Source organism: Bacillus inaquosorum KCTC 13429 (genome assembly GCF_000332645.1).
GTDB lineage: Bacteria > Bacillota > Bacilli > Bacillales > Bacillaceae > Bacillus > Bacillus inaquosorum.
Genome location: NZ_AMXN01000010.1, coordinates 1 through 24,147, shown reverse-complemented (window position 1 = coordinate 24,147; position 24,147 = coordinate 1). Strand labels below are relative to the sequence as shown.

Sequence of the window (24,147 nt, the reverse complement as noted above, 5' to 3'; positions counted from 1 at the left end):
TTTTTATTCTCATAACGGAGGTAAGACAGGATGGAAGCACTGAAACGGAAAATAGAGGAAGAAGGCGTCGTATTATCTGATCAGGTATTGAAAGTGGATTCTTTTTTGAATCACCAAATTGATCCGCTGCTTATGCAGAAAATCGGTGACGAATTTGCCGCCAGATTTGCAAAAGACGGTATTACTAAAATTGTGACAATCGAATCATCTGGAATCGCTCCTGCTGTGATGACGGGTTTGCAGTTGGGTGTGCCGGTTGTCTTCGCGAGAAAACATAAATCTTTAACACTCACCGACAACTTGCTGACAGCGTCTGTTTATTCCTTTACGAAGCAAACAGAAAGCCAAATTGCGGTCTCAGGAACCCACCTGTCGGATCAGGATCATGTTCTGATTATCGATGATTTTTTGGCAAATGGACAAGCAGCGCACGGGCTTGTGTCGATTGTGAAGCAGGCGGGAGCCTCTATTGCGGGACTTGGCATTGTCATCGAAAAGTCATTTCAGCCGGGAAGAGATGAACTTGTGAAGCTAGGCTACCGGGTGGAATCTTTGGCAAGAATTCAATCATTAGAAGAAGGAAAAGTGTCCTTCGTACAGGAGGTTCATTCATGAAAAACGGATTTGGCAAAACGCTGTCTTTAGGGATACAGCATGTGCTCGCCATGTATGCCGGTGCCATTGTCGTTCCTCTGATTGTCGGAAAAGCAATGGGCCTGACTGTCGAACAGCTGACCTACTTAGTATCGATTGATATTTTTATGTGCGGCGTGGCTACACTTTTGCAAGTGTGGAGCAACCGATTTTTCGGGATCGGGCTTCCGGTTGTGCTTGGCTGTACATTTACAGCAGTATCGCCGATGATTGCGATTGGGTCTGAGTACGGGGTTTCAGCGGTTTACGGAAGTATTATCGCCTCAGGTATTCTTGTCATTCTCATTTCATTTTTCTTTGGGAAGCTCGTATCGTTTTTCCCGCCCGTCGTGACAGGCTCAGTTGTTACGATTATCGGAATTACACTTATGCCGGTAGCCATGAATAACATGGCCGGCGGAGAAGGAAGTGCAGATTTCGGAGATCTCTCCAATCTTGCTCTCGCTTTCATCGTTTTGAGTATTATTGTGCTTCTATACCGTTTTACGACGGGCTTTATCAAATCCATCTCGATTTTGATCGGTATTTTGATCGGCACCTTCATTGCTTATTTTATGGGAAAAGTTCAATTTGATAACGTTTCGGACGCGGCAGTTGTTCAAATGATTCAGCCGTTTTACTTCGGAGCGCCGTCTTTTCACACAGCGCCTATCATTACGATGTCCATTGTTGCAATTGTCAGCCTTGTAGAATCAACTGGTGTTTACTTTGCCTTAGGTGACCTGACGAACCGCCGTCTGACAGAGAAAGATTTATCAAAAGGCTATCGCGCTGAAGGGCTGGCTGTGCTGCTGGGCGGTATTTTTAACGCTTTTCCTTACACGGCCTTCTCTCAAAATGTCGGGCTCGTACAGCTCACAGGAATCAAGAAAAATGCCGTAATTGTTGTCACGGGTGTGATCTTAATGGCATTTGGGCTGTTTCCGAAGATCGCTGCTTTTACGACCATTATTCCATCTGCTGTTTTGGGCGGGGCAATGGTGGCGATGTTTGGAATGGTGATCGCTTATGGAATCAAAATGCTCAGCCGCATTGATTTTGCGAAACAGGAAAATCTGCTGATCGTTGCCTGCTCAGTAGGACTGGGTCTCGGTGTGACAGTTGTGCCGGATATTTTTAAGCAGCTTCCGAGCGCCTTAACGCTCCTTACAACAAACGGCATTGTCGCCGGCAGCTTCACTGCAGTAGTTCTGAATATTGTATATAACGTATTTTCTAAAGCCAAAAAAACAGAACAAACAGCTGACATCACTGAGCAAAAAACAGCAGTCTAAACTCCGCCGCGGCGGAGTTTTTTGCATATAAAAAAGATCGTTGCGGAACAATGTATGCAAAGAGGTGATCGCATGGCGTTTATTTTATCCATCGGAACAAGTCTTCCTGCGTACGATGTAAACCAAGACAAAGCGGCTGAGTTTGCCCGGTATATGTTTCAGCATTCCTTTAAAGATATTGACCGGCTGTTAACCTCCTTTAAAAACGGGCAAATTCAAACGAGGCAATTTGTCAAGCCGATTGAATGGTATAAAGAGGGTCACAGCTTCGAAGAAAAAAATCAAATATACATAGAAGAAACACTTAAGCACAGCATAGAGGCTGTTCGCGAGTGCCTCTCTCATCCTGGATTTTTTCAAGAAGCCATCCCTTATGAGAAAGTGGACGCTGTTTTTTTTGTCTCCAGCACGGGCCTTTCCACACCGAGCATTGAGGCGCGGCTCATGAATGAACTTCCATTTTCTCCATATACGAAGCGGATTCCGATTTGGGGCCTAGGCTGCGCAGGAGGGGCCAGCGGACTTGCGCGCGCAGCCGAATACTGCAAAGCATATCCTGAGGCTTTCGTGCTCGTCATTGCTGCTGAGCTATGCAGCCTGACATTCCAGCCGGAAGATAAAACGAAAAGCAATCTTATTGGCACCTCGCTTTTTGGCGATGGCATTGCTGCAGCCTTATTATGCGGGGAGAAGGCAGACCGCAGGATGTCAAAACTGAAGCTTGCGCCAAAGGTAACAGATTCCCAATCTGTTTTGATGAAACAATCAGAAGATGTCATGGGCTGGGACTTTACAGATCAAGGATTCAAAGTCATTTTCTCAAGAGATATTCCGACTTTAGTAGAAAAATGGCTCAAAACAAATGTACAGGTTTTTTTAGACAAACATCAGCTGTCATTCACTGATATCAGTGTTTTTTTTGCACATCCTGGCGGAAAAAAAGTGATTGAAGCATACATCAAAAGTCTCGAGCTTTCACCGGAAAAGCTTTCATCTGCACAAAGCATTTTACAAAAGCACGGAAATATGTCTTCAGCCACAATATTGTATGTGATCAAAGACCATCTGCTGTACGGACATAAAAAGGAAGCAGAACGGGGACTGATTGGCGCATTAGGGCCGGGATTTTCATCAGAGCTGCTGTTATTCAGCTGGGAAAAGGGGGCTTGACTCATGTTTTGGTTGTTAATCGCCATTCTCATCGCTCAAAGAGCAGCTGAAATGGCAGTAGCCAGACAAAACGAACAAAAGGTAAAGAAACAAGGGGCGATCGAATTCGGTGAGAGCCACTATCCGTATATCATCATCATGCACATCCTTTTTTTCCTGTCTTTAATTGCGGAAGTGCTGCTGATGAACAAACAGCCGTCAAGCTGGTGGATCGGTATCGCTGCGGTTATTTTAATCGTGCAGGCAGTGCGGTATTGGGCGCTTTGTTCTTTAGGAGCATATTGGAATACGAAAATCCTTGTCGTTCCAGGTGTGGAGCTTGTAAAAAAAGGCCCTTATAAATGGATGAAGCATCCAAACTATACCGTTGTTATACTAGAAATCTTATTGATTCCGCTGCTATATCAAGCGTACGTCACCATGTGTCTGTTTTCCATTTTAAATGCCGTTTTGTTAACCGTCAGAATTCGTGCAGAAGACAAAGCATTAGAGGAATACAGCATAAAATAGCGATTGAAAATCATTCTCATTCATGTTAAAATGAATTTGAAAAAGATTCTCAATCAGGATGGTGAAGCAAATGACAATGTTGTTTTTGCTTGGGGCGGTTTGTACATATAGTGTATTAATTGGTTTTGTATTAAAAGGAATCTCTAATAAATCTGTTTAATGAATCTGGAACTTGTCAAAGTTGCAGATTTTCTTTTATAGAAGCTGCCGTAATGGCGGCTTTTTTCTATTCTCTTAAAGAAATTTGGCTCATTCTTGTGTAAAATGAAAGGGAATGTATTCAGATCTTTCGAAAAAGATTCACAATTGAAACGGCACAAAGGGGTTCAGATTTATGACAGAACAAAACAGAAAAGAGCTTTTGCACAAAACAGGTGAAATTTATAAGCAATTCATCGAGAATCAAGATGAACAAAGGGCTGCTAAACTGGCAGCAGTCATGAAAAAAGCGGCTGATGAAGAGGTTTATATCGCATTTACCGGGCATTATTCAGCGGGGAAATCTTCACTGCTGAACTGCCTGTTAATGGAGAATATTTTGCCGACAAGCCCGATTCCGACAAGTGCTAACCTTGTTGTGATCAGAAACGGGGAAAAGCGTGTTCGGCTTCATACAACAGACGGAGCATACGCTGAGCTGAAGGGGGCTTATCAGAAAGACAAGGTGCAGCAATATTGCAAAGACGGCGAGCAAATTGAAAGCGTTGAAATTTTTGACCGGTATACTGAGATCGACTCCGGAGTTGCGTATATTGACACCCCCGGGATTGACTCAACAGATGATGCGCATTTTCTGTCGGCGGCGTCTATACTCCATCAGGCGGATGCGCTGTTTTACGTCGTTCACTATAATCACGTGCACGCTGAGGAAAATGTTAAGTTTCTCAGGTCTATAAAAGAAAGCATTCCGAATGTGTATTTTATCGTTAATCAAATTGACCGGCATGATGAGAAGGAGACACACTTTGAAGACTATAAAACACAGGTAGAGGAGATGCTTTGCAATGAAGGCATTTCAAAGGAATCACTTTATTTTACGTCAGTAACAGAACCAAATCATCCGTTCAATCAGATTGGGAGCCTGAGAGAAGAATTAAAAAGAATAAAACAACAATCAAAAAGCAATTTGCAGGCTTTAACAGAACAAAAAGTCCGCAATCTGCTGAAGGAACATACCGAAATGCTTTTGAAAGACGAAACAGACGGTCCAAGCTTTGCTGAACAGCTTGATACACAAACTGATCTGGTCCAATCGCTGGGTAATCAATTGGATGAGGCGGCAAAACAAGCGACTGAGGCAGAAAACAGGATGCAGGAAGAAATCAATCGAATTTTAAAAAACGCCAACCTGACGCCTTTTGAAATGCGTGAATTGGCAGCTGCATTTCTAGAATCGCGAGAGCCTTCTTTTAAAACCGGCTTTTTCTTTTCTAAAGCAAAAACTGCACAGGAACGAGATAGAAGACGGAATGCTTTATTCTCTGATGTGACAAAACGAACAGAGGCCGAAGCGGATTGGCACATGATAGACACGTTCCATAAACTCGCCAAGACATATGATGTTCATACAGCTGAAAGTGAAAAGCAGATTCAGGCCTATCGCACTCCGCTTGAAATTGACATCATTGAACGCGCGGTCAAGCATGGTGCAGCTTTTTCTTCTGAATATGTATTGCAATATACAAAAGACTTGGCAGAGCTTATCCGCAAAGAGGCGAAGAGAGAAGCGGCAGACATCACAAAGGCGCTGGCCGCGATGCTGAAAGAGCGTGTTTCCGAAGACGTGCAAACGATCAATGGCCGGCTCATTCAGGAATCAGAAAAACTTGTCCTTCTCCAAGAACAGGCCCGTTTAGAGAATAATGCCCGCGAGAAAGCCGATCGCTTATGGGCCATCTGGGAAGAAGAGTCTGCATGCCCAATGCACATAGACACTGACTGGTTTAAAACGAAGAAAAAAACAGTGGCCGCTCCAGAACAGAAACGAAGTCAAGGCCAGCAGACACAGCAGCCAATACAGAAACCAGAAATCAAAATGGAACAAGAACTGCCGCTTCAAGACCAGATCAAACGTTTTTACACATTATCTGACCGTTTAGGCGAGTATAGCATGCTGTCAAAGCAAACCTCAGCCTTTCGGGAAAGGATTAAAAGGCTTGAGGAACGGAAATTTACACTTGCGCTTTTTGGAGGATTCAGCTCGGGGAAATCATCATTTGCCAATGCGCTTGTCGGCGAAAGGGTGCTGCCGTCCTCACCAACGCCAACCACAGCCACAATTAACAAAATCACAAAACCAGCCAATGGCAACATCAACAAAACAGCGGATGTGGTGTTTAAGACGGAGGATGACATAACGGCTGACATTTTGCAGCTCACCGGGATACAAGAAGAACCGACAGGCCGTTCTTTCACAGAGAAGTGGGAAAAGGCAGTCAAAAAAAGCCGGATGCAGGAAGAACACATTAAATTAATCAGCAACTTCCTGCTTGCATACGAAAAGTATCACCAATATATACAGGAACAAAAGAAATTAACGATTCCGCTGTCTGAATTAAAGCCGTATGTGGCAGAGGAGGCAACGGCCTGCGCTGTGAAAGAGGTAACGGTCTATTATACATGCCCGCTGACTGAAAAAGGGATTACAATAGTTGATACGCCCGGCGCGAGCAGCATGAATAAACGGCATACAGAGCTGGCGTTCCAATATATTAAAGATGCCGATGCGTTTTTTTATATGACCTATTATCAGCACTCCTTCTCGAAAGGAGACCGTTCGTTTTTGCGCAAGCTCGGGCTGGTGAAAGAATCGCTCAGCATGGATAAAATGTTTTTCGTCATTAATGCAGCAGACCTTGCGAAAGATAAATCAGAGCTGGAAACAGTGACCGATTATGTCAGCACAGAGCTTGTAAAAGAAGGGATTCATAGTCCGCAGCTCTTTACCGTATCAAGTAAGGAGGAACTGCTGGGAAAATCGGAATCATTTTATAACCAGTTCCCGAAAGTAAGAACGCACTTAGACCGGTTTATCGAAGTTGATGTAAAAAAAGCCGCAGCTGCACAACTCAGTTCGGAAGCAGACAAACTATGCGAAACTGTTTTCCAGCTTCACCAATCACAGCATCAGTCCAAGGAAGAAAAGGAAGCGCAGAAACAGCGCCTTATGCTGTCATTTGAGCGGACAGCAGCCGAAATCGAGAAACGGCGGAACTCAGAAACCATCATTGAGAAGGTAAAAAAAGATACAAGAGAGCAGCTTTATCACATAACACAGCGACTATCTTTTTTTGCGAATGATTTACTAAAATCAGCATTTCATCCGGGGCTTCAGAACGGGGATTGGAAAAAGAACGTCGGGAAGGCAATGAAAACCGCCTTACATGAGTATCAGTTTGAATATGTTCAGGAAATCAAAACACTTGATGTTCGTATGAGCGGTTTCATCGAGCGGCATATCACCGAAGAGTGGCTGGAAAGCTTTCAAAAAACATTAAACGCGGACGGTTATTTTTCCATTTATGCGGGTGATCAGCATTCGACCGGCATACAGCTGAAGGAAGTTGAACCGAAAATAGATGTACGTGCCTTCGAGCAGGAACAAAAAGAGGTCAAATCACCGAAGCACTTTTTTGAACAAAAAGGAAAAGCGGCCTTCATCGAAGCTGTACGGATGAAGCTCACGAAAATCACAGAGGATTGGGTGAAAAATGAAGAAGAAAGCCTTATCTCTCATTACACAGATCACCTCAGGCGCTTGCAGGAAGATATGGCTGAAAAAGCAATGACACAAATAAAAGATCAAAAAGATACGTATTTAGGAGGATATGGGGAAGGGGAACATGCGAAAGAAATTGAAAAGGCATACCAAGCATGCATCTCCTGGCAAAGATCAGACAATACAATAAAAATGTAAAATTCAGTTGGCTTGTATTTCAAGTCATGATAGACTAAATAGAAAAAAGCGAGATGAACGATTCATGTCAGAGGTACATAAAGCAATTTCAGCACATTCATCAAAACAGCACGAGCATATCAAAGCATTTATGCGTCTTGAAAACATGCGTGAACTGGCCATTGAAGAAGCGGTTTCAAAATGCAAAAACGATGAGCCTTTTACTACAGATGCGATTAATGAAATTACCGAGCAGATCAATCAGCTCGCCAAAAAAGGGATCGTACCGACAAGACGCCTTGTATCAACGGAAATGGTCAGAGAATACGTAAGCCGTATGTAAGCTGGATGATCCTGTCGCGAGTGAATCTCCTGCCGGAAGCATATACTATGTGTATCCGACGTAAGGGGGGATTCATGTTGGGCAGAACAAAGCTGGGAAACAGAAATGCACAGGCGAATAACAATGCCAAAAAGAAAAACGGATTTCAAACCCATTTTGACTCTTACGCAGGACGCGAAGCTGAAAAGCTGATCGCCAGCAACAAAAGACACAACGACTGATGTTATTAAAACAGTATCTCTAATCGAAGAGATGCTGTTTTTTATTTTTAGGCTGCTTTATGGTAAAATAGAAAGAATGAAAGAAAAGGGAGTTATCTTATGAATAATAATAAACTATTGCTAGTTGACGGCATGGCTCTTTTATTCCGGGCGTTTTTTGCCACGGCCGTGCATCGCAACTTTATGATAAATGACAGCGGGGTGCCGACGAACGGCGTCAACGGGTTTTTAAAGCATTTGATCACAGCTGTGGAAACATTCCAGCCGACACATGTCGTCTGCTGCTGGGACATGGGGAGCAAAACGTATCGAAATGACCTGTTCCAAGATTATAAGGCGAACCGCAGTGCACCGCCTGTAGAGCTTATTCCGCAGTTTGATTTGGCAAAGGAAGCGGCCGCTGAGCTTGGGATTATGAACATCGGCTTTGCCGGGTATGAAGCGGATGATTGTATCGGAACTCTTGCCGGTTTATTTGCAAATGAAGCTGACATTACGATCGTAACAGGGGACAGGGATTTACTTCAGCTGTTAACGGATGAAGTGAGTGTGGCCTTGCTCCAAAAAGGAATCGGAAATTATAAAGTCTATACAAAAGAGACTTTTTATGAAGAAACAGGCGTCCTGCCGAAAGCTTTGATTGATATTAAAGCGCTTATGGGTGATTCCAGTGATAACTATCCTGGCGTCAAAGGGATTGGAGAAAAAACAGCCTACAAACTGATTCGTGAATACGAAACGATTGACCGTTTATTAGAAAATCTTTCTTTTCTTCCGAAGGGGCAGCAGGGGAAAATTCAGCAAGGTTTGAGCGATTTGGAGATGTCGAGGAAGCTTGCTGAAATTCATTGCTCTGTGCCGCTGGTCTGCACACTGAAAGACGCTCTATTTACACTGCAAATGGAGCAGGCGGCTGACATGCTTCGCCGCCACCAAATCAAAGGAATTGAGCGTATGCTCGAAAAGCTGAACGCTAGAGAGATCGTGTAAGATCTTCTCTAGCGTTTTGTATTGCTTTTTTTGGCTCTTTCCTCAAGCTCTGTTTTAGGGTCGTCATGTGTATTGCCTTCCAGGTCGCCTTGCGGAGTCACACCGCCGGTCAGCCGGCCTTTATCTTTCTTTTTCATGTTTGTTCACCTCGTCATTAGGATGACCATTGATCGAGATTTAATTCTTATCATTCAGCCGAATCGCTTCTTTTGCCAGCTGGTCGGCTTTTTGGTTTTGCTTGCCCGGTATCCATTTGATGAAAAAAAGAGGGAAGGCCGCTTTTAATCGGATGATTTCTTCCACATACGGGTGATATGTTTTATTTTTGACCATTTCAAACTCAGCGGCCCGTTCCACAATATCTGAATCGGTTCGAAAGGAAACAGATTGATACCCGCGCTCTGCACATAGCTTCATCCCTTCAATTAATGCAAGAAATTCCGCTTCCTGGTTTGTATGCATTCCGACTGGAATAGAGAAAGATTCTGCTTTTCCTTCATGTTTGATAAAAATGCCGACACCGGAAGGCCCGGGATTACCGGCGCTTGCGCCGTCTACATAAATTTCTGTAGGCATTATGAACTCCTTTCATCATTCGGTATCATTTTTTTCGCTGCATAAGCATAAGGCAATGAGATCAAAGATACCGCAAACTTAATCAAATATGTAGAAATAAAAATATGAAGCCAAACGCCTGCCGGATAAATGCCGAAAAAAGCGACACCAGTAAATATCAGTGTATCAAACAGCTGGCTGACTGCTGTACTGCCGCCGTTTCTGAGCCATAAAAGCCGATCAGAAGGAAATATCCTTCTAATTGCCGAATATACATAAACATCCAGCGTTTGGCTGAAGATAAAGGCAAGCAGACTTCCTAACGCAACTCGTGGAAGGAAGCCGAAAATCGTTTCCAGCGCTGTTTGTGATATGTCACTGGAAGCCGGTTCGAAAAGCAGCACGCCCTGCATGACAAATGTCAGCGTCAGGAGCGTTGAGAATCCGAGCCATACCGCTTTTCTAGCTTCAGCCGGTCCGTATTTTTCATTCAGCACATCTGTCGCAAAAAAGATTGTGCCGTACATCACATTCCCGAGCGTTGCTGTTAAGCCAAACAGTTCGACTGTCTTGACGACTTGAAGGTTGGCGCAGACTGTCGCAAAACCGATCCAAACAAACAGTCCCATTTTGCCAAATCCTTTATAAAATAAAAGAACAATGATAAAATGAATGATCGCAAAAATGATCCAAAACGAATTATTAAACAAAATGAAAAAGCTTCCTTTCCGGGATTAGATTGGTTTGATTATAGCACAAGCCCGGCAACTAATGAATGGTAAGGTGATCGTAATGAAGCTCAGACCGCATATGAAAATAGAAGCAAAAGGGACGGGATCCGTCTCATTTTTGGGTGAAGACTGGCTGACTGCTCAGCAAGCACGTATGCTAGCCAGAGAACTCAGCCGTTTTCCATACATGAAAGAGCTCGAGTTTGAAGACGAGAAAGGCGGCAGCTGGACGCTGAAGGAATTGGAAAAGCTAACCGAGGAGCTTGCTCAAGAGCCTGATGATATTACTGTTTACTTTGACGGCAGTTTCGATAAGGAGAGCGAACTGGCCGGACTCGGAATCGTCATTTATTATTCATTGGGAGGAATCCGGCATCGCTTGAGAAAAAATAAAAGCTTCCGGCTGAAAACCAATAATGAAGCTGAATACGCGGCGCTATATGAAGCAATAAGAGAAGTAAGAGAGCTTGGGGCAAGCAGAAATTCAATTACGATCAAAGGGGATTCACTTGTTGTGCTGAATCAGCTTGACGGCAGCTGGCCTTGCTATGATCCATCGCATAATGAATGGCTGGACAAAATAGAAGCACTCCTTGAATCGCTGAAGCTTACCCCAACCTACGAAACCATACAGCGGAAAGACAACCAGGAAGCTGACGGCCTCGCTAAAAAGATTCTATCCCATCAATTCGTAGAAAGCCACACGAAATTAGACCGTAACGGAGATGACGATATTGGATAAGAAAATGATTTTTAAAGAACTGACAGAACTGCACGATGAATACTGCAAGGATTGTTTTATTAAGAAGCAATTTCGCAAGGAATTTGGCAAAACCTATGCGCATTCATTTTGCATTAATAAATGTACGGTGGGTGAAAAGCTGAAAGCATACGGCGATGTTTTAACCAATCACTAAAGAATAAAAACCGCAGAAGCTGCGGTTTTTATTCTTTGAATTCATCAAGCTGATGCTGGCTATCATCCAGCAGCTGCTGTTGTTGCTGAACAAATTCAGGATCATCGAGAGCTGCCAGCTCTTCAGATTGTGACAGTTCTCTTGCATCCTCAATAGCTTGGTATGCGGAATCGACTAATGTTGTGCTTTGGCCTCTCGTCGCAGCTCCTGTCGTTTTTTGCGCTGTTTCCACCGCTAGTTCCAGCTGCCGCTTATCAGTAAATCCAGCCTGATCCTCTTTATGAAATTCTGATGTCACAAAAAACACCTCCGCAACTATTTTGCAGAGTTTTTTTGAAATTTATGTACCAAAATAGAAAATAAAATGAAAATAAGCCGATATAACTATTGAACCGGAATAAATAGGTCTGATTTACTATTTGGGGTATCTTGGAAGAGAAGGGGAACGCAGCTATGGATGATAAAGACTTGAAGTCGATCCTTCACAAAACATTTATAGAAATATACAGTGATTTAGAAGAACTGGCGGATATCGCGAAAAAAGGGAAGCCATCAATGGAAAAGCATGTTGCAGAGATTGAACAGAGGTGCAAACAAAATATTTTGGCTATTGAAATTCAGATGAAAATCAAATAGGAGAGGCAAATGCCTCTCCTCTATTTGTCGTCATGTATTGAGTTTAGAGTTTTACAACATTAGAAGCTTGAGGTCCACGATTACCTTCGACAATTTCAAAAGAAACTTCTTGTCCTTCTTCTAATGATTTGTATCCTTCTCCTTCGATAGCTGTGAAGTGAACAAATACATCGTCTCCGCCTTCAACTTCAATGAAGCCGAATCCTTTTTCGTTGTTGAACCATTTTACTTTACCGTTTTGCATATTGCTTAATTCCTCCTAGTACTGTAGCACCCGTGTGCTAAAAAAAATTTTGTCATCATTTAACGTTGATTCATTGTTAAATGATGGTTCAACTATACACCATCTGGGAGCACCCGTCAAGTTGCGAAACTGCTTATTTTTCAAAAGAAGGGCAAGTTTCACAAAAAAATGTAACCGCTTTTATAGATGGGTGAATATAAATAAAAAGAGCACACGATTTTCGTGTGCTCTCTATGAACATCATTAAGATAGCGCTTTGGCTTTTTGTTTGGATGTCATCATTTCTGATTCCTTCAGGATATCCTCTAAGATCACTTCAGAGGAGTTTGCTAAATGAAGCTCCTTAATGTTTTTCTTCATGCGCTGTAAGGTATCTTCATCTGCGAGAAGGGAAGTGACTGACTCGAGAATCTCTTCATGACGGTTCACGACAATGGCAGCTCCGCGATCTTCAAAGAAGTTTGCATTTTCTTTTTCCTGGCCAGGCACGGGTTTGTACAGAATGACAGGCACACCGATGGCAGTTGCTTCTGTCAAAGTAATGCCCCCAGGTTTTGTAATCATGCAATCTGTGATCCGGAACAGCTCATCGATGCGCTCCACATAGCCAAGAACTTTTAATTTGTCACCGTTTTCTGCTTCAAGCGCGCTTAAAGATTCCTTTAAAGCCGTATTTTTCCCGCACACGACAACCACTTGCACATGATCATCTTTGACAAGATTTTCACACAGCTCTTTTACGTTCTTTAGAACACCGTGGGCGCCTGCCATAATAAGAAGCACTTTTTTGTTTGGTGAAAGATTGTACTTTTTATATATCGGCTCCACCGGCAGGGATTCTTCAAATTGCGGCCTGATTGGAATTCCGGTGATTTTCACGTTGCTTGGATGAGTGCCGATCTCCAGCAGTTTTTCCTTCACATAATCTGTCGCCACATAATATTTATCCACGTTTTCGTGAACCCAAATTTTATGAAGGCAAAAATCAGTCATAACGTTGAAGGTAGGGATGACTCTTCCTGTTCGGCGTCTGTATTCCGGCACGACGATCATCGGAAATGTATTAATAATAATATCGGGCTGATGTTCCTCGACAAGTTCGCCCAATCGTTTATTACCCATTTTAAAGTAAATATTAAATTTACGTTTATTATAGATTTTGTCAACTCCGTAATAAAACAAACGATAAAACTGTTTCCCGATTGAGAAGCTTTTTAAATAAAGGTACTGAGTTACCTCTGAAACAATCGGATTTGACTCTTGGTACAAATTAGAAACTGTTACATGCTGAAAGCCGAGACGTACACATTGCTCGTAAAGTGTTTTGGCTACCTGCACATGTCCATTTCCGTAATTTGCAGTCAAAATTAATACTCTTTTATTGGTATTCAAGTAAATTCACCTCAATGTAATCAACAACAAGCAAGCTTCATGCATCGTAAGGAGTTATTGTCTATACATAAACATAACACAAATACATAATTGAATTATTAATGCAGTGAAAAAATTAAGCTAATTTTAAATGATTTGGATTCCAGTATTTTAAATTTTTGTTATACGCAGACTGAATCAGATGTATTTTATCATATTTTTTGCTCAGCGTATCACTAAAAAAAGAAAAATTAGTCCCATTCGTAAGGAGTTTCTTGGTAAACGTAATAATTCAGCCAGTTCATAAACAATAATGTCGCATGCGCTTTCCAGCGATTCACTGGCTCTTCGCTGTCTTTTGCGAAATAATGTTTAGGCGCCTCGACAGTAGAAAGGTTTCGCTCCAGATCTCTTTCATACTCTTGAAGAAGCGTATTTGTATCATATTCGGGGTGCCCTGTTAAAAAGACTTGTTTTTCGTCTTTTGACACAATTAAGCAAACCCCAGCTTCCTTTGATGCGGATAGAATATTTAACTCGGGCACTGCTTGAAGCTGTTCCATATTTATATCTGTATGCCGGGAATGCGGCACGTAGTATAGCTCGTCAAAACCTCTTACCAATCTTTCGTGTTTTGAAAGAACGGAATGTTCGAACACACCGAAGATCTTTTTCGGCATGTGAATTTTTTCCACACCGTAATGGTAGTACAAACCTGCTTGAGCGCCCCAGCAAATATGCAAGGTTGAAGTGACATTCGTTTTGCTCCACTCCATGATCTCTTTGAGCTCTTCCCAATAAGAAACCTCTTCAAACGCCAAATGCTCGATCGGCGCACCGGTGATAATCATGCCGTCAAACTTCTTGTGACGGATATTGGAAAAAGTCGTGTAAAATTCGTCAAGGTGTTCTCTTGCAGTATTTTTCGGCGTGTGTGTGCTTGGGATTAAAAATGTAAAATGAACCTGTAAAGGCGAATTTCCAAGCAATCTGAGAAGCTGAGTCTCTGTTTGGATTTTTTTCGGCATCAAATTCAATATGATAATTTTTTGCGGCCGGATATCCTGATGAAATGCTCTGCTTTCATCCATTACAAATATATGTTCACTCTCAAGCACCTGTTTTGCCGGCAGGTGTGTTGGTATATTAATAGGCAACGTGCCACCTCCATCATTTCCCCGTTTAATTTTCTTCATTATAGGAATTTTCACGCCAATTTTCAATCTATCTATAAGGGTTGATGGGGCAACAACGGAAAACTCTTTAAATAAAACGCATAGATACGCCTTTTGGTTTCACTGTAAAATGATTTTCCATGATGTATCTTAGAAGGTAAATGTAATGTTTTATAGAATGATTAAGATAAAAAATGAGCCACATGAATTTAAGGTTCATTTGACTCTTATCTTAAGAGTTCTGATAAATGATGTTTACATTTTGAATTGAGATATAAAAAAGGTAAAATAATCAGCACCAGGGACATAGGAGGGACTTACATGTCTATATATCATATGAAGGTACGTACAATAAAAGGGAAAGACATAACACTTCAGCCTTTTGCCGGAAAGGTATTGATGATCGTGAATACAGCGAGTAAATGCGGTTTTACTCCGCAATTGAAGCAGCTTCAGGAGTTATATGATACATATCAGCAGGAGGGCCTGGAGATATTAGGGTTCCCCTGCAATCAATTTATGAACCAAGAGCCTGGTGACGAGGCAGACATACAGGATTTTTGCGAAACAAATTACGGTGTTACGTTTCCTATGTTTTCAAAAGTAGAAGTAAACGGGAAAAACGCCCACCCGCTGTTTGTGTATTTGACAGAGCATGCGAAAGGGATGCTGGGAACTAAGGCGATCAAGTGGAATTTCACAAAATTTATTGTGGACAGAAATGGAGAAATCGTTGGCCGATATTCTCCCAATACAAATCCGAAAGAGCTGGAAGACGTTATCGTGAAGCTATTAGGGCAATAAAGAGGGTGTTTTTGTGAAGGAATTGAAGCAGACAGAGCAAATCAGGACATGGGTTCAATCTGTCCTAACCGGCGAAAGCTCTGGACATGATTGGCATCATGTATCAAGAGTTGCAGATCTTGCTGTGTATATTGGAGAAAAGGAAAATGCGGATTTGTTCATTGTTGAAACGGCGGCTTTGGTTCATGATTTAATTGATGTCAAGCTGCCTGACACGGTCAGGCTTTCAGTGAGTGAAGTTTATGAACAGCTCGTTTTTTTCGGAGTTGGAAAAGAGGCTGCTGACAAAGTGATTGATATTATCACAAGGATGTCCTTTCGGGACAGGGAAAAGCTGGCGGAAGAGCCGCTCTCAATTGAGGGGAAAGCCGTACAGGACGCTGACAGGCTTGATGCGATCGGTGCTGTCGGTATTGCGAGAACTTTTATGTTTGCGGGCGCAAAAGGCCACAGCCTTTATGGAGATGATCAAAGCGCCTACGCTCATTTTTTTCATAAGCTGCTGCGGCTGAAAGATATGATGAATACAGACACTGCACGGGAACTGGCAGAAGAAAAACATGATTTTATGATCCATTTTGTCCGCCAATTAGAAAAAGACATACCCGGGATTGATGCCAAAACGTCGTAATAGAAGGCTTGCTGTGACTATGATAGAATAAGTCACAGATATGCTATAGGAGGACGATCATGAAGATAAAATCAATTGAACCTACGCCAAGCCCGAATACAATGAAGGTCATCTTAACGGAAGAGCTTCCGGCAGGCAAAAGCAATAACTATAAACCGGATCAAGCAGAAGGCGCACCGCCTGTTATAGCGGAAATCCTTAAAATAGAAGGGGTTAAAGGTGTCTACCATGTCGCTGATTTTCTTGCTGTTGAACGGAACGCAAGATACGACTGGAAAGACATTTTACCGCAAGTCCGCTCTGCATTTGGGATGGAAAGTGCTGAAAGTGCAGAAGAAAACCGCTCTGATCAAGAGTCTTTTGGAGAGGTGAAAGTTTTTGTACAGATGTTCAGCGGCATTCCTATGCAGGTCAAATTGACGGATGGGGAGCGAGAAGAGCGCTTCGGGTTACCTGAACGCTTTCAGCAGGCGATCTTAAAACTCAGGTCTGAAGCTTCAAATGTTGTGTTTGAACGGGCCTGGAAAGAACAAGGCGTCAGATTCGGCGACTTTAATGAAATCGGTCATGACGTGACAGAAGAGCTTCAGGCCGCATATAGTGATGAACGGCTGAAACGGCTGACAGAAGCAGCAGCTCAGGGAAAGGGCGAAACAAAACAAGCTGTACAGCGCAAAGCGTATAAAGTAACGCTTGATATGCTGGATGATGAGGACTGGAAAAAGCGTTATGCACATCTCGAGCAGATGGATCCGAAAGAGGAGGATATCCCGGTTTTACAGAAAGCATTGGATGATCCCAAGGTGTCCATCAGAAGACAGGCTGTTGTGTATTTAGGGATGATTGAAACACCTGATGTTCTTCCTTTATTGTATAAGGCACTTGAGGACAAAGCTGTCTCAGTGAGAAGAACGGCCGGAGACTGCCTGTCTGATATCGGCGACCCTCAAGCCATTCCCGCTATGATCAAATCGTTAAGCGACTCCAGCAAGCTTGTTCGCTGGCGTGCGGCTATGTTCCTGTACGAAGTCGGCGATGAAAGTGCAATTGAAGCTTTGCGCGCTGCCGAAGATGATCCCGAATTTGAGGTCAGCCTTCAAGTGAAAATGGCGCTTGAGCGTATTGAGCATGGAGAGGAAGCAAAAGGTTCGGTTTGGAAACAAATGACAGAGAGCAGAAAAAAAGGAGACTAGAAAGAAAAAGGTGCAGATCATGCACCTTTTTTTGTGAATTCACTTTTTATAAAAATTATTTCGAATATTGTTGAAAAATGCCCGAAAACTATTTATAGTAAGTAACAATATTAATAGTTGGAGGGTTCACATCGACAGAAAACTATATAAATATAAAAACATGAAGGAAACAATTAAGGCGAGGGCGGCCTGTATTTTATCTTTTTGCAAAAACAGCCCACAAATAAACTGAAAATTGTTAAAATAAAATCCAGTCTAACAATTGAAAGTATTTAGGAGGATCACCATGGCAGAATTACGCAGTAACATGATCACACAAGGAATCGATAGAGCTCCGCACCGCAGTTTGCTTCGTGCAGCAGGTGTAAAAGAAGAGGATTTCGGCAAACCATTTATTGCGGTTTGTAATTCATACATTGATATCGTTCCCGGTCATGTTCACTTGCAGGAGTTTGGAAAAATCGTAAAAGAAGCAATCAGAGAAGCCGGGGGCGTACCGTTTGAATTTAATACCATCGGAGTAGATGACGGCATCGCGATGGGGCATATCGGTATGAGGTATTCGCTGCCGAGCCGTGAAATCATTGCGGACTCTGTGGAAACGGTCGTATCCGCGCACTGGTTTGACGGAATGGTCTGTATTCCGAACTGTGACAAAATCACGCCGGGAATGCTTATGGCGGCAATGCGCATCAATATTCCAACGATTTTTGTCAGCGGCGGGCCGATGGCGGCAGGAAGAACAAGTGACGGGCGCAAAATCTCCCTTTCCTCAGTATTCGAAGGGGTAGGCGCTTACCAAGCCGGAAAAATCAATGAAAACGAGCTTCAAGAACTAGAGCAGTTTGGATGCCCAACGTGCGGGTCTTGCTCTGGAATGTTTACAGCAAACTCAATGAACTGTCTGTCCGAAGCACTTGGACTAGCTTTGCCGGGTAATGGAACCATTCTCGCGACATCACCGGAACGAAAAGAGTTTGTCAGAAAATCGGCTGCGCAATTAATGGAAACAATTCGCAAGGATATCAAACCGCGTGATATCGTCACAGTAAAAGCGATTGATAACGCCTTTGCACTCGATATGGCGCTCGGCGGTTCAACAAATACCGTTCTTCATACGCTTGCTCTAGCAAACGAAGCCGGCGTTGAATACTCTTTAGAACGCATTAACGAAGTCGCTGAGCGCGTGCCGCATTTGGCCAAGCTGGCTCCTGCATCAGATGTGTTTATTGAAGATCTTCATGAAGCGGGCGGCGTGTCAGCGGCGCTGAATGAACTTTCCAAGAAAGAAGGAGCGCTTCATTTAGACGCGCTGACTGTTACAGGAAAAACACTTGGAGAAACCATTGCCGGACATGAAGTGAAGGATTTTGACGTCATCCATCCGCTGGATAAACCATTCACTGAAAAGGGCGGCCTTGCTGTTTTATTTGGCAATCTGGCTCCAGACGGCGCTATCATTAAAACGGGCGGCGTACAGAACGGAATTACGAGACACGAAGGTCCGGCTGTCGTATTTGATTCTCAGGATGAGGCGCTTGACGGCATAATCAACCGGAAAGTAAAAGAAGGCGACGTCGTCATCATCCGATACGAAGGGCCAAAAGGCGGACCTGGAATGCCGGAAATGCTGGCGCCTACTTCCCAGATCGTTGGGATGGGACTCGGGCCAAAAGTGGCATTGATTACGGACGGGCGTTTTTCCGGAGCCTCTCGAGGCCTCTCGATCGGCCACGTATCACCAGAGGCCGCAGAGGGAGGACCGCTTGCCTTTGTTGAAAACGGAGACCATATCATCGTTGATATTGAAAAACGCATCTTGGATGTACAAGTTCCAGAGGAAGAATGGGAAAAACGGAAAGCGAACTGGAAAGGTTTTGAGCCTAAGGTGAAAACTGGCTACTTGGCCCGTTATTCTAAACTGGTGACAAGCGCCAACACTGGCGGTATCATGAAAATCTAGACAGCGGGAATCACTTTCTCCTATTTTAAGTCGTGAACATTTGAAATCCGTCCCTCTCTATAGTATCCTTTACTTCAGATGAAGGATAATAGAGGGGGCTTTTTTTATGTCAATGGCTTATGAAGAATACATGCGCCAGCTTGTCGTACCGATGCGCCGCGAGCTGACTGGAGCAGGTTTTGAAGAATTAACAACAGCGGAAGAAGTAGAAAACTTTATGGAAAAGGCAGAGGGCACAACTCTTGTAGTGGTTAACTCTGTGTGCGGCTGTGCGGCAGGCCTTGCGCGTCCCGCGGCAACACAGGCAGTCCTCCAGCACGATAAAACACCTGACAATACAGTGACTGTATTTGCGGGCCAAGATAAAGAAGCTACTGCAAAAATGCGTGAGTATTTTACTGGCCAGGAGCCTTCTTCACCGTCAATGGCTCTTTTGAAAGGCAAAGAAGTCGTACATTTTATTCCGCGTCATGAAATTGAAGGACACGATATGGAAGAGATCATGAAAAATCTGACCTCTGCCTTCGATGCACACTGCTAAATGCCCGTTTTCCGGGCATTTTCTTTTTGGGAGTATAGAAGATGATAACAACAAGCTATAGACCGACTGAACACACCATAAAAACCGCAAAGCAGCTTTCAAAAGAGCTGGGCATGCCATATTGCGGCCGAAATAAACAAACCGTTGAAAACCTGCTGAAGTCAGCAGAACGTGATTTGCTTGTGGTCGGCAAAGAGCGGTTTGAACTTTATACGAAACAAGGTGCCAAATTCTTTTTTCATCCGAATACAGCGATGTTTAGAGCCAAACGCTTCTTACGGGGGGAGCAAGAGCCGATGCTTCGGGCAGCTGGTTTATCGGAAGGGGATACGTTTTTAGATTGCACACTCGGACTGGGTTCGGATGCCATTATCGCAAGTATGGCAGTAGGCGAAACAGGCTCTGTGATTGGGATCGAAAAAAACCATCTTGTATCCGTTTTGGTGAGGACGGGACTGCATTCATGGGAAACGGACATAGAAGAGCTTCAAGCTGCAATGAGAAGAATCCAAGTGGAGAATGGGGATTGCTTTAAATATATCAAGCAGCTTCCCGACGACTCTGTTGATGTAATTTATTTCGATCCAATGTTTCATGAGCCTGTAGAGACATCTGACGGCATCGCACCTTTACGGGATTTGGCAGAGGATTCAGTTTTGCATGAAGGGTGTATCATAGAAGCGGTGCGCGCTGCCAGAAAAAGCGTAGTGCTTAAAGACCACTGGAAAAGCCCGCGATTTGAACAGTTTGGTTTTCACGTCATGAAAAGAAAAACAGCATTGTTTCATTATGGCGTCATTCAAGCTGCAAGTAAAACAAGCCCGTGATTACTCTCACGGGCTTTCTGTTAATCGGTGACTTCCATGACGACAAAGTATAACAATGTTAAGAGTGAAACTGTGGCAAACAAAGCGTCAATCATGCGGAAAGCCTCCTTTCATAGTATATTGTAAGCGTTTTTACACATGCGGCAAAGCAACGAATCTCCTAATTTCCATATCAGTTTCATATAGTACATGACTTGCATGTTTCGGGTGTGCTAAAATAAGAGAAACATGACAATAAAATAGAGAGGAATAAGCAGTCATGAAATTGTGGATGAGAAAGACCCTTGTGGTTTTATTTACCATCGTAACGTTCGGGCTCGTATCTCCTCCGGCTGCTCTTATGGCGGACAAGCCCTCCGGACAGCCGAGCAGTCTTGAGCAGAATGATTACACCGCTTTTTATGATGAGCATGACCTGTACGATGATTATGAGTCGGAAGACAGGCGCGATCCTGAACTGCTTTTTCAATCGTACAGGGAACAGCTCCTTGACAGCGTTGAGGATCAGTCCTTTTTGAAATTCGGCAGCAAAATCGCTCCTGTCATTGAGGATGACTATCGGAATGAGATCCTGCCGAAAATCGAAAATGTGATTAGCGATTTTTTAGCGACATTGCAAGATGATGAGGCATATCAGGATGTTGTGATCTCGAGCAAGCCTTCAGCAGGCAAAACGGAAAAAATTTTCAACGTTTACAATCGGACAACTGGAGAAGATCTCCTCAGATTCCATGTGCGCAGAGACCACCCGCCTCATGACGGCTACTGGTTTAATTTTCACTATCATACAGCAGAAGATGGATTTCAATCACATCATGAGCTTGGGAGTATTTACTGGGACCGCAACACGCCTCCCAACTGGATGAGTGCGTAAAGGAGATGCCATTAGACATGAAAAAGTACACAATGAATGAAATGGTCGATATAACAAAAGATATGCTGAACAAACGGGGCGTTATGATAGAAGATATTGCGCAGATTGTTCAAAAGCTTCAGGAAAAATATAATCCAAATCTGCAGCTCAGTGTATGTATGGAGAATGTAGAAAAAGTGCTGAACAAACGTGAAATTATTCATGCTGTATTAACAGGACTTGCGCTTGATCAGCTTGCTGAGCAGAAATTGCTTCCTGAACCGCTGCAGCACCTTGTTGAAACGGATGAACCGCTTTACGGCATAGATGAAATTATCCCGCTTTCAATCGTCAATGTGTACGGGTCGATCGGTTTGACTAACTTCGGTTATCTAGATAAAGAGAAGATTGGAATTATTAAGGAACTTGATGAAAGTCCAGACGGTATCCATACCTTTTTGGATGATATTGTGGCAGCACTTGCGGCAGCAGCGGCGAGCAGGATTGCCCATACGCATCAGGATCTGCAAGATGAAGAAAAAGAACAGGATGAAAAGCCTGTCGTCAGCTGACTATAAAAAAATCATTTCTGGGTTCAGAAATGATTTTTTATTGTGTTACACTACTAGAAGACTACTTTTAAAGGATGAAAAAAATGAAACAGTATAAGGATTTATGCAGGCATGTTTTAGAGCATGGCGAAAAAAAAGGAGACCGGACAGGGACCGGAACAATTAGCACCTTCGGGTATCAAATGAGATTTAATTTACAGGAAGGCTTTCCGATGCTGACCACTAAAAAACTCCACTTTAAATCAATTGCACATGAATTGCTTTGGTTTTTAAAAGGGGATACCAATGTACGCTATCTGCAGGAAAATGGAGTGCGGATCTGGAATGAGTGGGCTGATGAAAACGGTGAACTCGGGCCTGTATACGGTTCACAATGGCGTTCTTGGCGGGGAGCTGACGGGGAAACCGTTGATCAAATTTCCCGTCTTATTGAGGATATTAAGACAAATCCGAATTCCAGACGCTTAATCGTCAGTGCCTGGAATGTTGCTGAAATTGATAAAATGGCGTTGCCGCCGTGCCATTGCCTGTTCCAATTCTACGTGTCTGACGGCAAGCTGTCCTGTCAGCTGTATCAGCGCTCTGCCGATGTTTTCCTCGGTGTGCCGTTTAACATTACTTCTTATGCCCTGCTAACCATGATGATTGCTCATGTGACTGGGCTTGAACCGGGAGAGTTTATTCATACATTTGGCGATGTCCATATTTATCAAAACCATATTGAACAAGTCAATTTGCAACTGACAAGAGACATTCGCCCGCTTCCGAAGCTTCGTTTCGCCAGGGAGATTGATTCTATTTTCAACTTTGCATTTGAGGACTTTATCATCGAGGATTATGATCCGCATCCTCATATCAAAGGAGCGGTAAGCGTATGATTTCGTTCATTTTTGCGATGGATGCCAACAGGCTTATCGGCAAAGACAATGATTTGCCGTGGCATTTACCCAATGATCTTGCGTACTTTAAAAAAGTAACATCGGGCCATTCAATCATTATGGGCCGAAAAACATATGAATCCATTGGACGTCCGCTTCCAAACCGGAAAAATATTGTTGTCACTTCAGCGCCGGCTTCAGAATTTCCGGGATGCACGGTTGTCAGTTCATTAAAGGATGTGCTGGACATTTGTTCAGGTTCTGAGGAATGCTTTGTGATCGGAGGGGCTCAGCTCTATACAGCGCTGTTCCCTTATGCGGACAGACTGTATATGACCAAAATTCATCACGAGTTTGAGGGTGACCGTCACTTCCCTGAATTTGATGAAACCAATTGGAAGCTGGTTTCTTCTGAGCAGGGGATCAAGGACGAAAAAAACCCGTACGATTACGAATTTCTAATGTATGAAAAAAAGAATTCTTCTGAAGCGGGAGGATTTTAATTGGTTCGTTACAGCTTGCTAGTGGTTTATATTGTGTATATGCTGTTAAAAAATATGAAACAATTATTTAATCAAACGATGCTTGACCCCCGTCTGTCATACAAAAAACAGATGACTCTTGTCTATGAACAGCCAAAGGCGTTTATGGAAGGCTGCATCGGCATCACCGGTTCAGTTGTGACGATCCATCAGCTTGAACCAATACCGCGCGGTCCTGTTTTGTATGCGCATCCCCGTTTGCGTTTAGCTGAACTGGCCTTAATTGCTGGATATATTGAGGAACCGGCCGGCTTTATCGCTAATCCAAAATTATTTCGCTTGCCTTTTATCGGGCAATGGCTTAATCGGATGGATGTGATTGCAGACGGCAGTTCAGAAAAGGTATATGAAGATGTGACGAAACAGCTTGAAAAAGGACAAAGCCTGATTCTTTCATTAGATGGTTCTATAGATCCTGTTGAACTTGCGGCCCGCTATCATCTTCCGTTGGTGATGGTGGAAACGAAAGGGACAGATGACCTGCAAAAGGGATCGATTTTTAAACGTTTAAAACCGGCAGACATTGAATTGTCATTTTCAAAAGCTTATATACCTGCAAATGAAAAGCAATTACGTGCATAAAAAAGCGCAGTCTTTAGGGACTGACCCCCGTTTTTGAGACAGGGGTCAAAACACCTTTTAAACAGCCAATTGCCG

General features: G+C 43.3%; 31 protein-coding genes. 23 read left to right on the top strand and 8 right to left on the bottom strand.

Annotation, left to right across the window (positions count from 1 at the left end):
* Positions 1-30 precede the first annotated feature (30 nt).
* The 9 genes from xpt (at position 31) to exnP (ending at position 9,057) form a co-directional block, all read left to right on the top strand.
* Complete coding sequence (gene xpt / locus BSI_RS01790) at positions 31-615, top strand: xanthine phosphoribosyltransferase (protein WP_004397964.1); 585 nt, start codon at positions 31-33, stop codon at positions 613-615.
* Positions 612-1,928: a xanthine permease PbuX gene (gene pbuX / locus BSI_RS01795; RefSeq protein WP_004397963.1), complete on the top strand. Its 1,317-nt coding sequence runs from the start codon at positions 612-614 to the stop codon at positions 1,926-1,928. The genes xpt and pbuX overlap by 4 nt, the downstream gene beginning before the upstream one ends.
* 72 nt (positions 1,929-2,000) lie before the next feature.
* Positions 2,001-3,098, top strand: a complete 1,098-nt coding sequence (locus BSI_RS01800; protein WP_004397962.1) for a type III polyketide synthase — start codon at positions 2,001-2,003, stop codon at positions 3,096-3,098.
* Between the two features lie 3 nt (positions 3,099-3,101).
* The gene (gene bpsB, locus BSI_RS01805; protein WP_004397961.1) at positions 3,102-3,608 is read left to right on the top strand and encodes an alkylpyrone methyltransferase; all 507 of its coding nucleotides are present in this window, start codon (positions 3,102-3,104) and stop codon (positions 3,606-3,608) included.
* A gap of 70 nt (positions 3,609-3,678) precedes the next feature.
* Entirely contained in the window at positions 3,679-3,768 is a 90-nt protein-coding gene (gene fbpC / locus BSI_RS22600; RefSeq protein WP_100069434.1) for a Fur-regulated basic protein FbpC, read from the top strand.
* A gap of 174 nt (positions 3,769-3,942) precedes the next feature.
* Positions 3,943-7,524 carry a dynamin GTPase gene (gene dynA, locus BSI_RS01810; protein ID WP_004397960.1) on the top strand — a complete coding sequence of 1,194 codons (3,582 nt, stop codon included), beginning with the start codon at positions 3,943-3,945 and terminating at the stop codon, positions 7,522-7,524.
* 64 nt (positions 7,525-7,588) lie between these two features.
* The gene (locus BSI_RS01815) at positions 7,589-7,846 is read left to right on the top strand and encodes a YpbS family protein (protein WP_004397958.1); all 258 of its coding nucleotides are present in this window, start codon (positions 7,589-7,591) and stop codon (positions 7,844-7,846) included.
* 74 nt (positions 7,847-7,920) lie between these two features.
* Positions 7,921-8,067 (top strand): protein YpzF, encoded by a 147-nt coding sequence (ypzF, locus tag BSI_RS01820; protein WP_003230761.1) that lies wholly within the window; start codon positions 7,921-7,923, stop codon positions 8,065-8,067.
* Between the two features lie 99 nt (positions 8,068-8,166).
* Positions 8,167-9,057: a 5'-3' exonuclease ExnP gene (gene exnP, locus BSI_RS01825; protein ID WP_004397950.1), complete on the top strand. Its 891-nt coding sequence runs from the start codon at positions 8,167-8,169 to the stop codon at positions 9,055-9,057.
* Between the two features lie 8 nt (positions 9,058-9,065).
* Here exnP and sspL read toward each other — a convergent pair whose 3' ends face one another.
* From sspL to BSI_RS01840, 3 genes are read right to left on the bottom strand one after another with little or no spacing between them, the layout of a single operon-like run.
* Positions 9,066-9,194, bottom strand: coding sequence for a small, acid-soluble spore protein L (sspL, locus tag BSI_RS01830; RefSeq protein ID WP_004397949.1), 129 nt, complete (start codon positions 9,192-9,194; stop codon positions 9,066-9,068).
* A gap of 40 nt (positions 9,195-9,234) precedes the next feature.
* Entirely contained in the window at positions 9,235-9,633 is a 399-nt protein-coding gene (locus BSI_RS01835; protein ID WP_004397948.1) for a reverse transcriptase-like protein, read from the bottom strand.
* Positions 9,633-10,322, bottom strand: coding sequence for a queuosine precursor transporter (locus tag BSI_RS01840; protein WP_004397946.1), 690 nt, complete (start codon positions 10,320-10,322; stop codon positions 9,633-9,635). Before BSI_RS01840 ends, BSI_RS01835 begins: the two co-directional genes overlap by 1 nt.
* 82 nt (positions 10,323-10,404) lie before the next feature.
* Here BSI_RS01840 and BSI_RS01845 point away from each other — a divergent pair, with 82 nt between their 5' ends.
* Positions 10,405-11,085 carry a ribonuclease H family protein gene (locus BSI_RS01845; RefSeq protein ID WP_004397945.1) on the top strand — a complete coding sequence of 227 codons (681 nt, stop codon included), beginning with the start codon at positions 10,405-10,407 and terminating at the stop codon, positions 11,083-11,085.
* Positions 11,078-11,260 carry a zinc-finger domain-containing protein gene (locus tag BSI_RS01850; protein WP_004397944.1) on the top strand — a complete coding sequence of 61 codons (183 nt, stop codon included), beginning with the start codon at positions 11,078-11,080 and terminating at the stop codon, positions 11,258-11,260. The genes BSI_RS01845 and BSI_RS01850 overlap by 8 nt, the downstream gene beginning before the upstream one ends.
* Before the next feature lie 28 nt (positions 11,261-11,288).
* On the opposite strand, the gene BSI_RS01855 is transcribed toward BSI_RS01850, so the two are convergent.
* Entirely contained in the window at positions 11,289-11,558 is a 270-nt protein-coding gene (locus tag BSI_RS01855; RefSeq protein WP_004397942.1) for a DUF2564 family protein, read from the bottom strand.
* 155 nt (positions 11,559-11,713) lie between these two features.
* Between BSI_RS01855 and degR the strand changes: the two genes are divergently transcribed.
* Positions 11,714-11,896 carry a transcriptional regulator DegR gene (degR, locus tag BSI_RS01860; protein WP_004397939.1) on the top strand — a complete coding sequence of 61 codons (183 nt, stop codon included), beginning with the start codon at positions 11,714-11,716 and terminating at the stop codon, positions 11,894-11,896.
* A gap of 43 nt (positions 11,897-11,939) precedes the next feature.
* Here the strand turns inward: degR and cspD are convergent, their stop codons facing one another.
* The 4 genes from cspD to metA form a co-directional block, all read right to left on the bottom strand.
* On the bottom strand, positions 11,940-12,140 hold the full coding sequence (cspD, locus tag BSI_RS01865) for a cold-shock protein CspD (protein ID WP_003153604.1): 201 nt from the start codon (positions 12,138-12,140) through the stop codon (positions 11,940-11,942).
* Positions 12,141-12,155: 15 nt separating this feature from the next.
* A complete protein-coding gene (locus BSI_RS22855; protein ID WP_133487171.1) occupies positions 12,156-12,302 on the bottom strand; it encodes a hypothetical protein in 147 nt (48 codons plus the stop codon).
* Positions 12,303-12,383: 81 nt separating this feature from the next.
* The gene (locus BSI_RS01870; protein WP_004397915.1) at positions 12,384-13,532 is read right to left on the bottom strand and encodes a diglucosyl diacylglycerol synthase; all 1,149 of its coding nucleotides are present in this window, start codon (positions 13,530-13,532) and stop codon (positions 12,384-12,386) included.
* A 230-nt stretch (positions 13,533-13,762) separates the two neighbouring features.
* Positions 13,763-14,668 (bottom strand): homoserine O-acetyltransferase MetA, encoded by a 906-nt coding sequence (gene metA, locus BSI_RS01875; RefSeq protein ID WP_004397907.1) that lies wholly within the window; start codon positions 14,666-14,668, stop codon positions 13,763-13,765.
* Between the two features lie 339 nt (positions 14,669-15,007).
* Between metA and BSI_RS01880 the strand changes: the two genes are divergently transcribed.
* From BSI_RS01880 to BSI_RS01930, 11 genes are all read left to right on the top strand, one after another.
* Positions 15,008-15,490, top strand: a complete 483-nt coding sequence (locus BSI_RS01880; RefSeq protein ID WP_004397905.1) for a glutathione peroxidase — start codon at positions 15,008-15,010, stop codon at positions 15,488-15,490.
* A 13-nt stretch (positions 15,491-15,503) separates the two neighbouring features.
* Positions 15,504-16,121, top strand: a complete 618-nt coding sequence (hdhQ, locus tag BSI_RS01885) for an Mn(2+)-dependent (deoxy)ribonucleoside pyrophosphohydrolase (RefSeq protein ID WP_004397902.1) — start codon at positions 15,504-15,506, stop codon at positions 16,119-16,121.
* Positions 16,122-16,180: 59 nt separating this feature from the next.
* The gene (locus tag BSI_RS01890) at positions 16,181-17,314 is read left to right on the top strand and encodes a conserved virulence factor C family protein (RefSeq protein WP_004397900.1); all 1,134 of its coding nucleotides are present in this window, start codon (positions 16,181-16,183) and stop codon (positions 17,312-17,314) included.
* Between the two features lie 286 nt (positions 17,315-17,600).
* Positions 17,601-19,277, top strand: a complete 1,677-nt coding sequence (gene ilvD, locus BSI_RS01895; protein WP_004397898.1) for a dihydroxy-acid dehydratase — start codon at positions 17,601-17,603, stop codon at positions 19,275-19,277.
* A gap of 106 nt (positions 19,278-19,383) precedes the next feature.
* Positions 19,384-19,818: a bacilliredoxin BrxA gene (gene brxA, locus BSI_RS01900; RefSeq protein ID WP_004397896.1), complete on the top strand. Its 435-nt coding sequence runs from the start codon at positions 19,384-19,386 to the stop codon at positions 19,816-19,818.
* A gap of 41 nt (positions 19,819-19,859) precedes the next feature.
* A complete protein-coding gene (locus BSI_RS01905; protein WP_004397885.1) occupies positions 19,860-20,645 on the top strand; it encodes a class I SAM-dependent methyltransferase in 786 nt (261 codons plus the stop codon).
* 259 nt (positions 20,646-20,904) lie between these two features.
* A complete protein-coding gene (locus BSI_RS01910) occupies positions 20,905-21,519 on the top strand; it encodes a YpjP family protein (RefSeq protein WP_032732341.1) in 615 nt (204 codons plus the stop codon).
* A 17-nt stretch (positions 21,520-21,536) separates the two neighbouring features.
* Entirely contained in the window at positions 21,537-22,070 is a 534-nt protein-coding gene (locus tag BSI_RS01915; RefSeq protein ID WP_004397878.1) for a phosphatidylglycerophosphatase A family protein, read from the top strand.
* Between the two features lie 83 nt (positions 22,071-22,153).
* Entirely contained in the window at positions 22,154-22,948 is a 795-nt protein-coding gene (locus tag BSI_RS01920; RefSeq protein WP_004397875.1) for a thymidylate synthase, read from the top strand.
* Entirely contained in the window at positions 22,945-23,451 is a 507-nt protein-coding gene (dfrA, locus tag BSI_RS01925) for a dihydrofolate reductase DfrA (protein WP_004397873.1), read from the top strand. Before BSI_RS01920 ends, dfrA begins: the two co-directional genes overlap by 4 nt.
* A complete protein-coding gene (locus BSI_RS01930) occupies positions 23,452-24,072 on the top strand; it encodes a lysophospholipid acyltransferase family protein (RefSeq protein WP_004397870.1) in 621 nt (206 codons plus the stop codon).
* Positions 24,073-24,147: the final 75 nt, after the last annotated feature.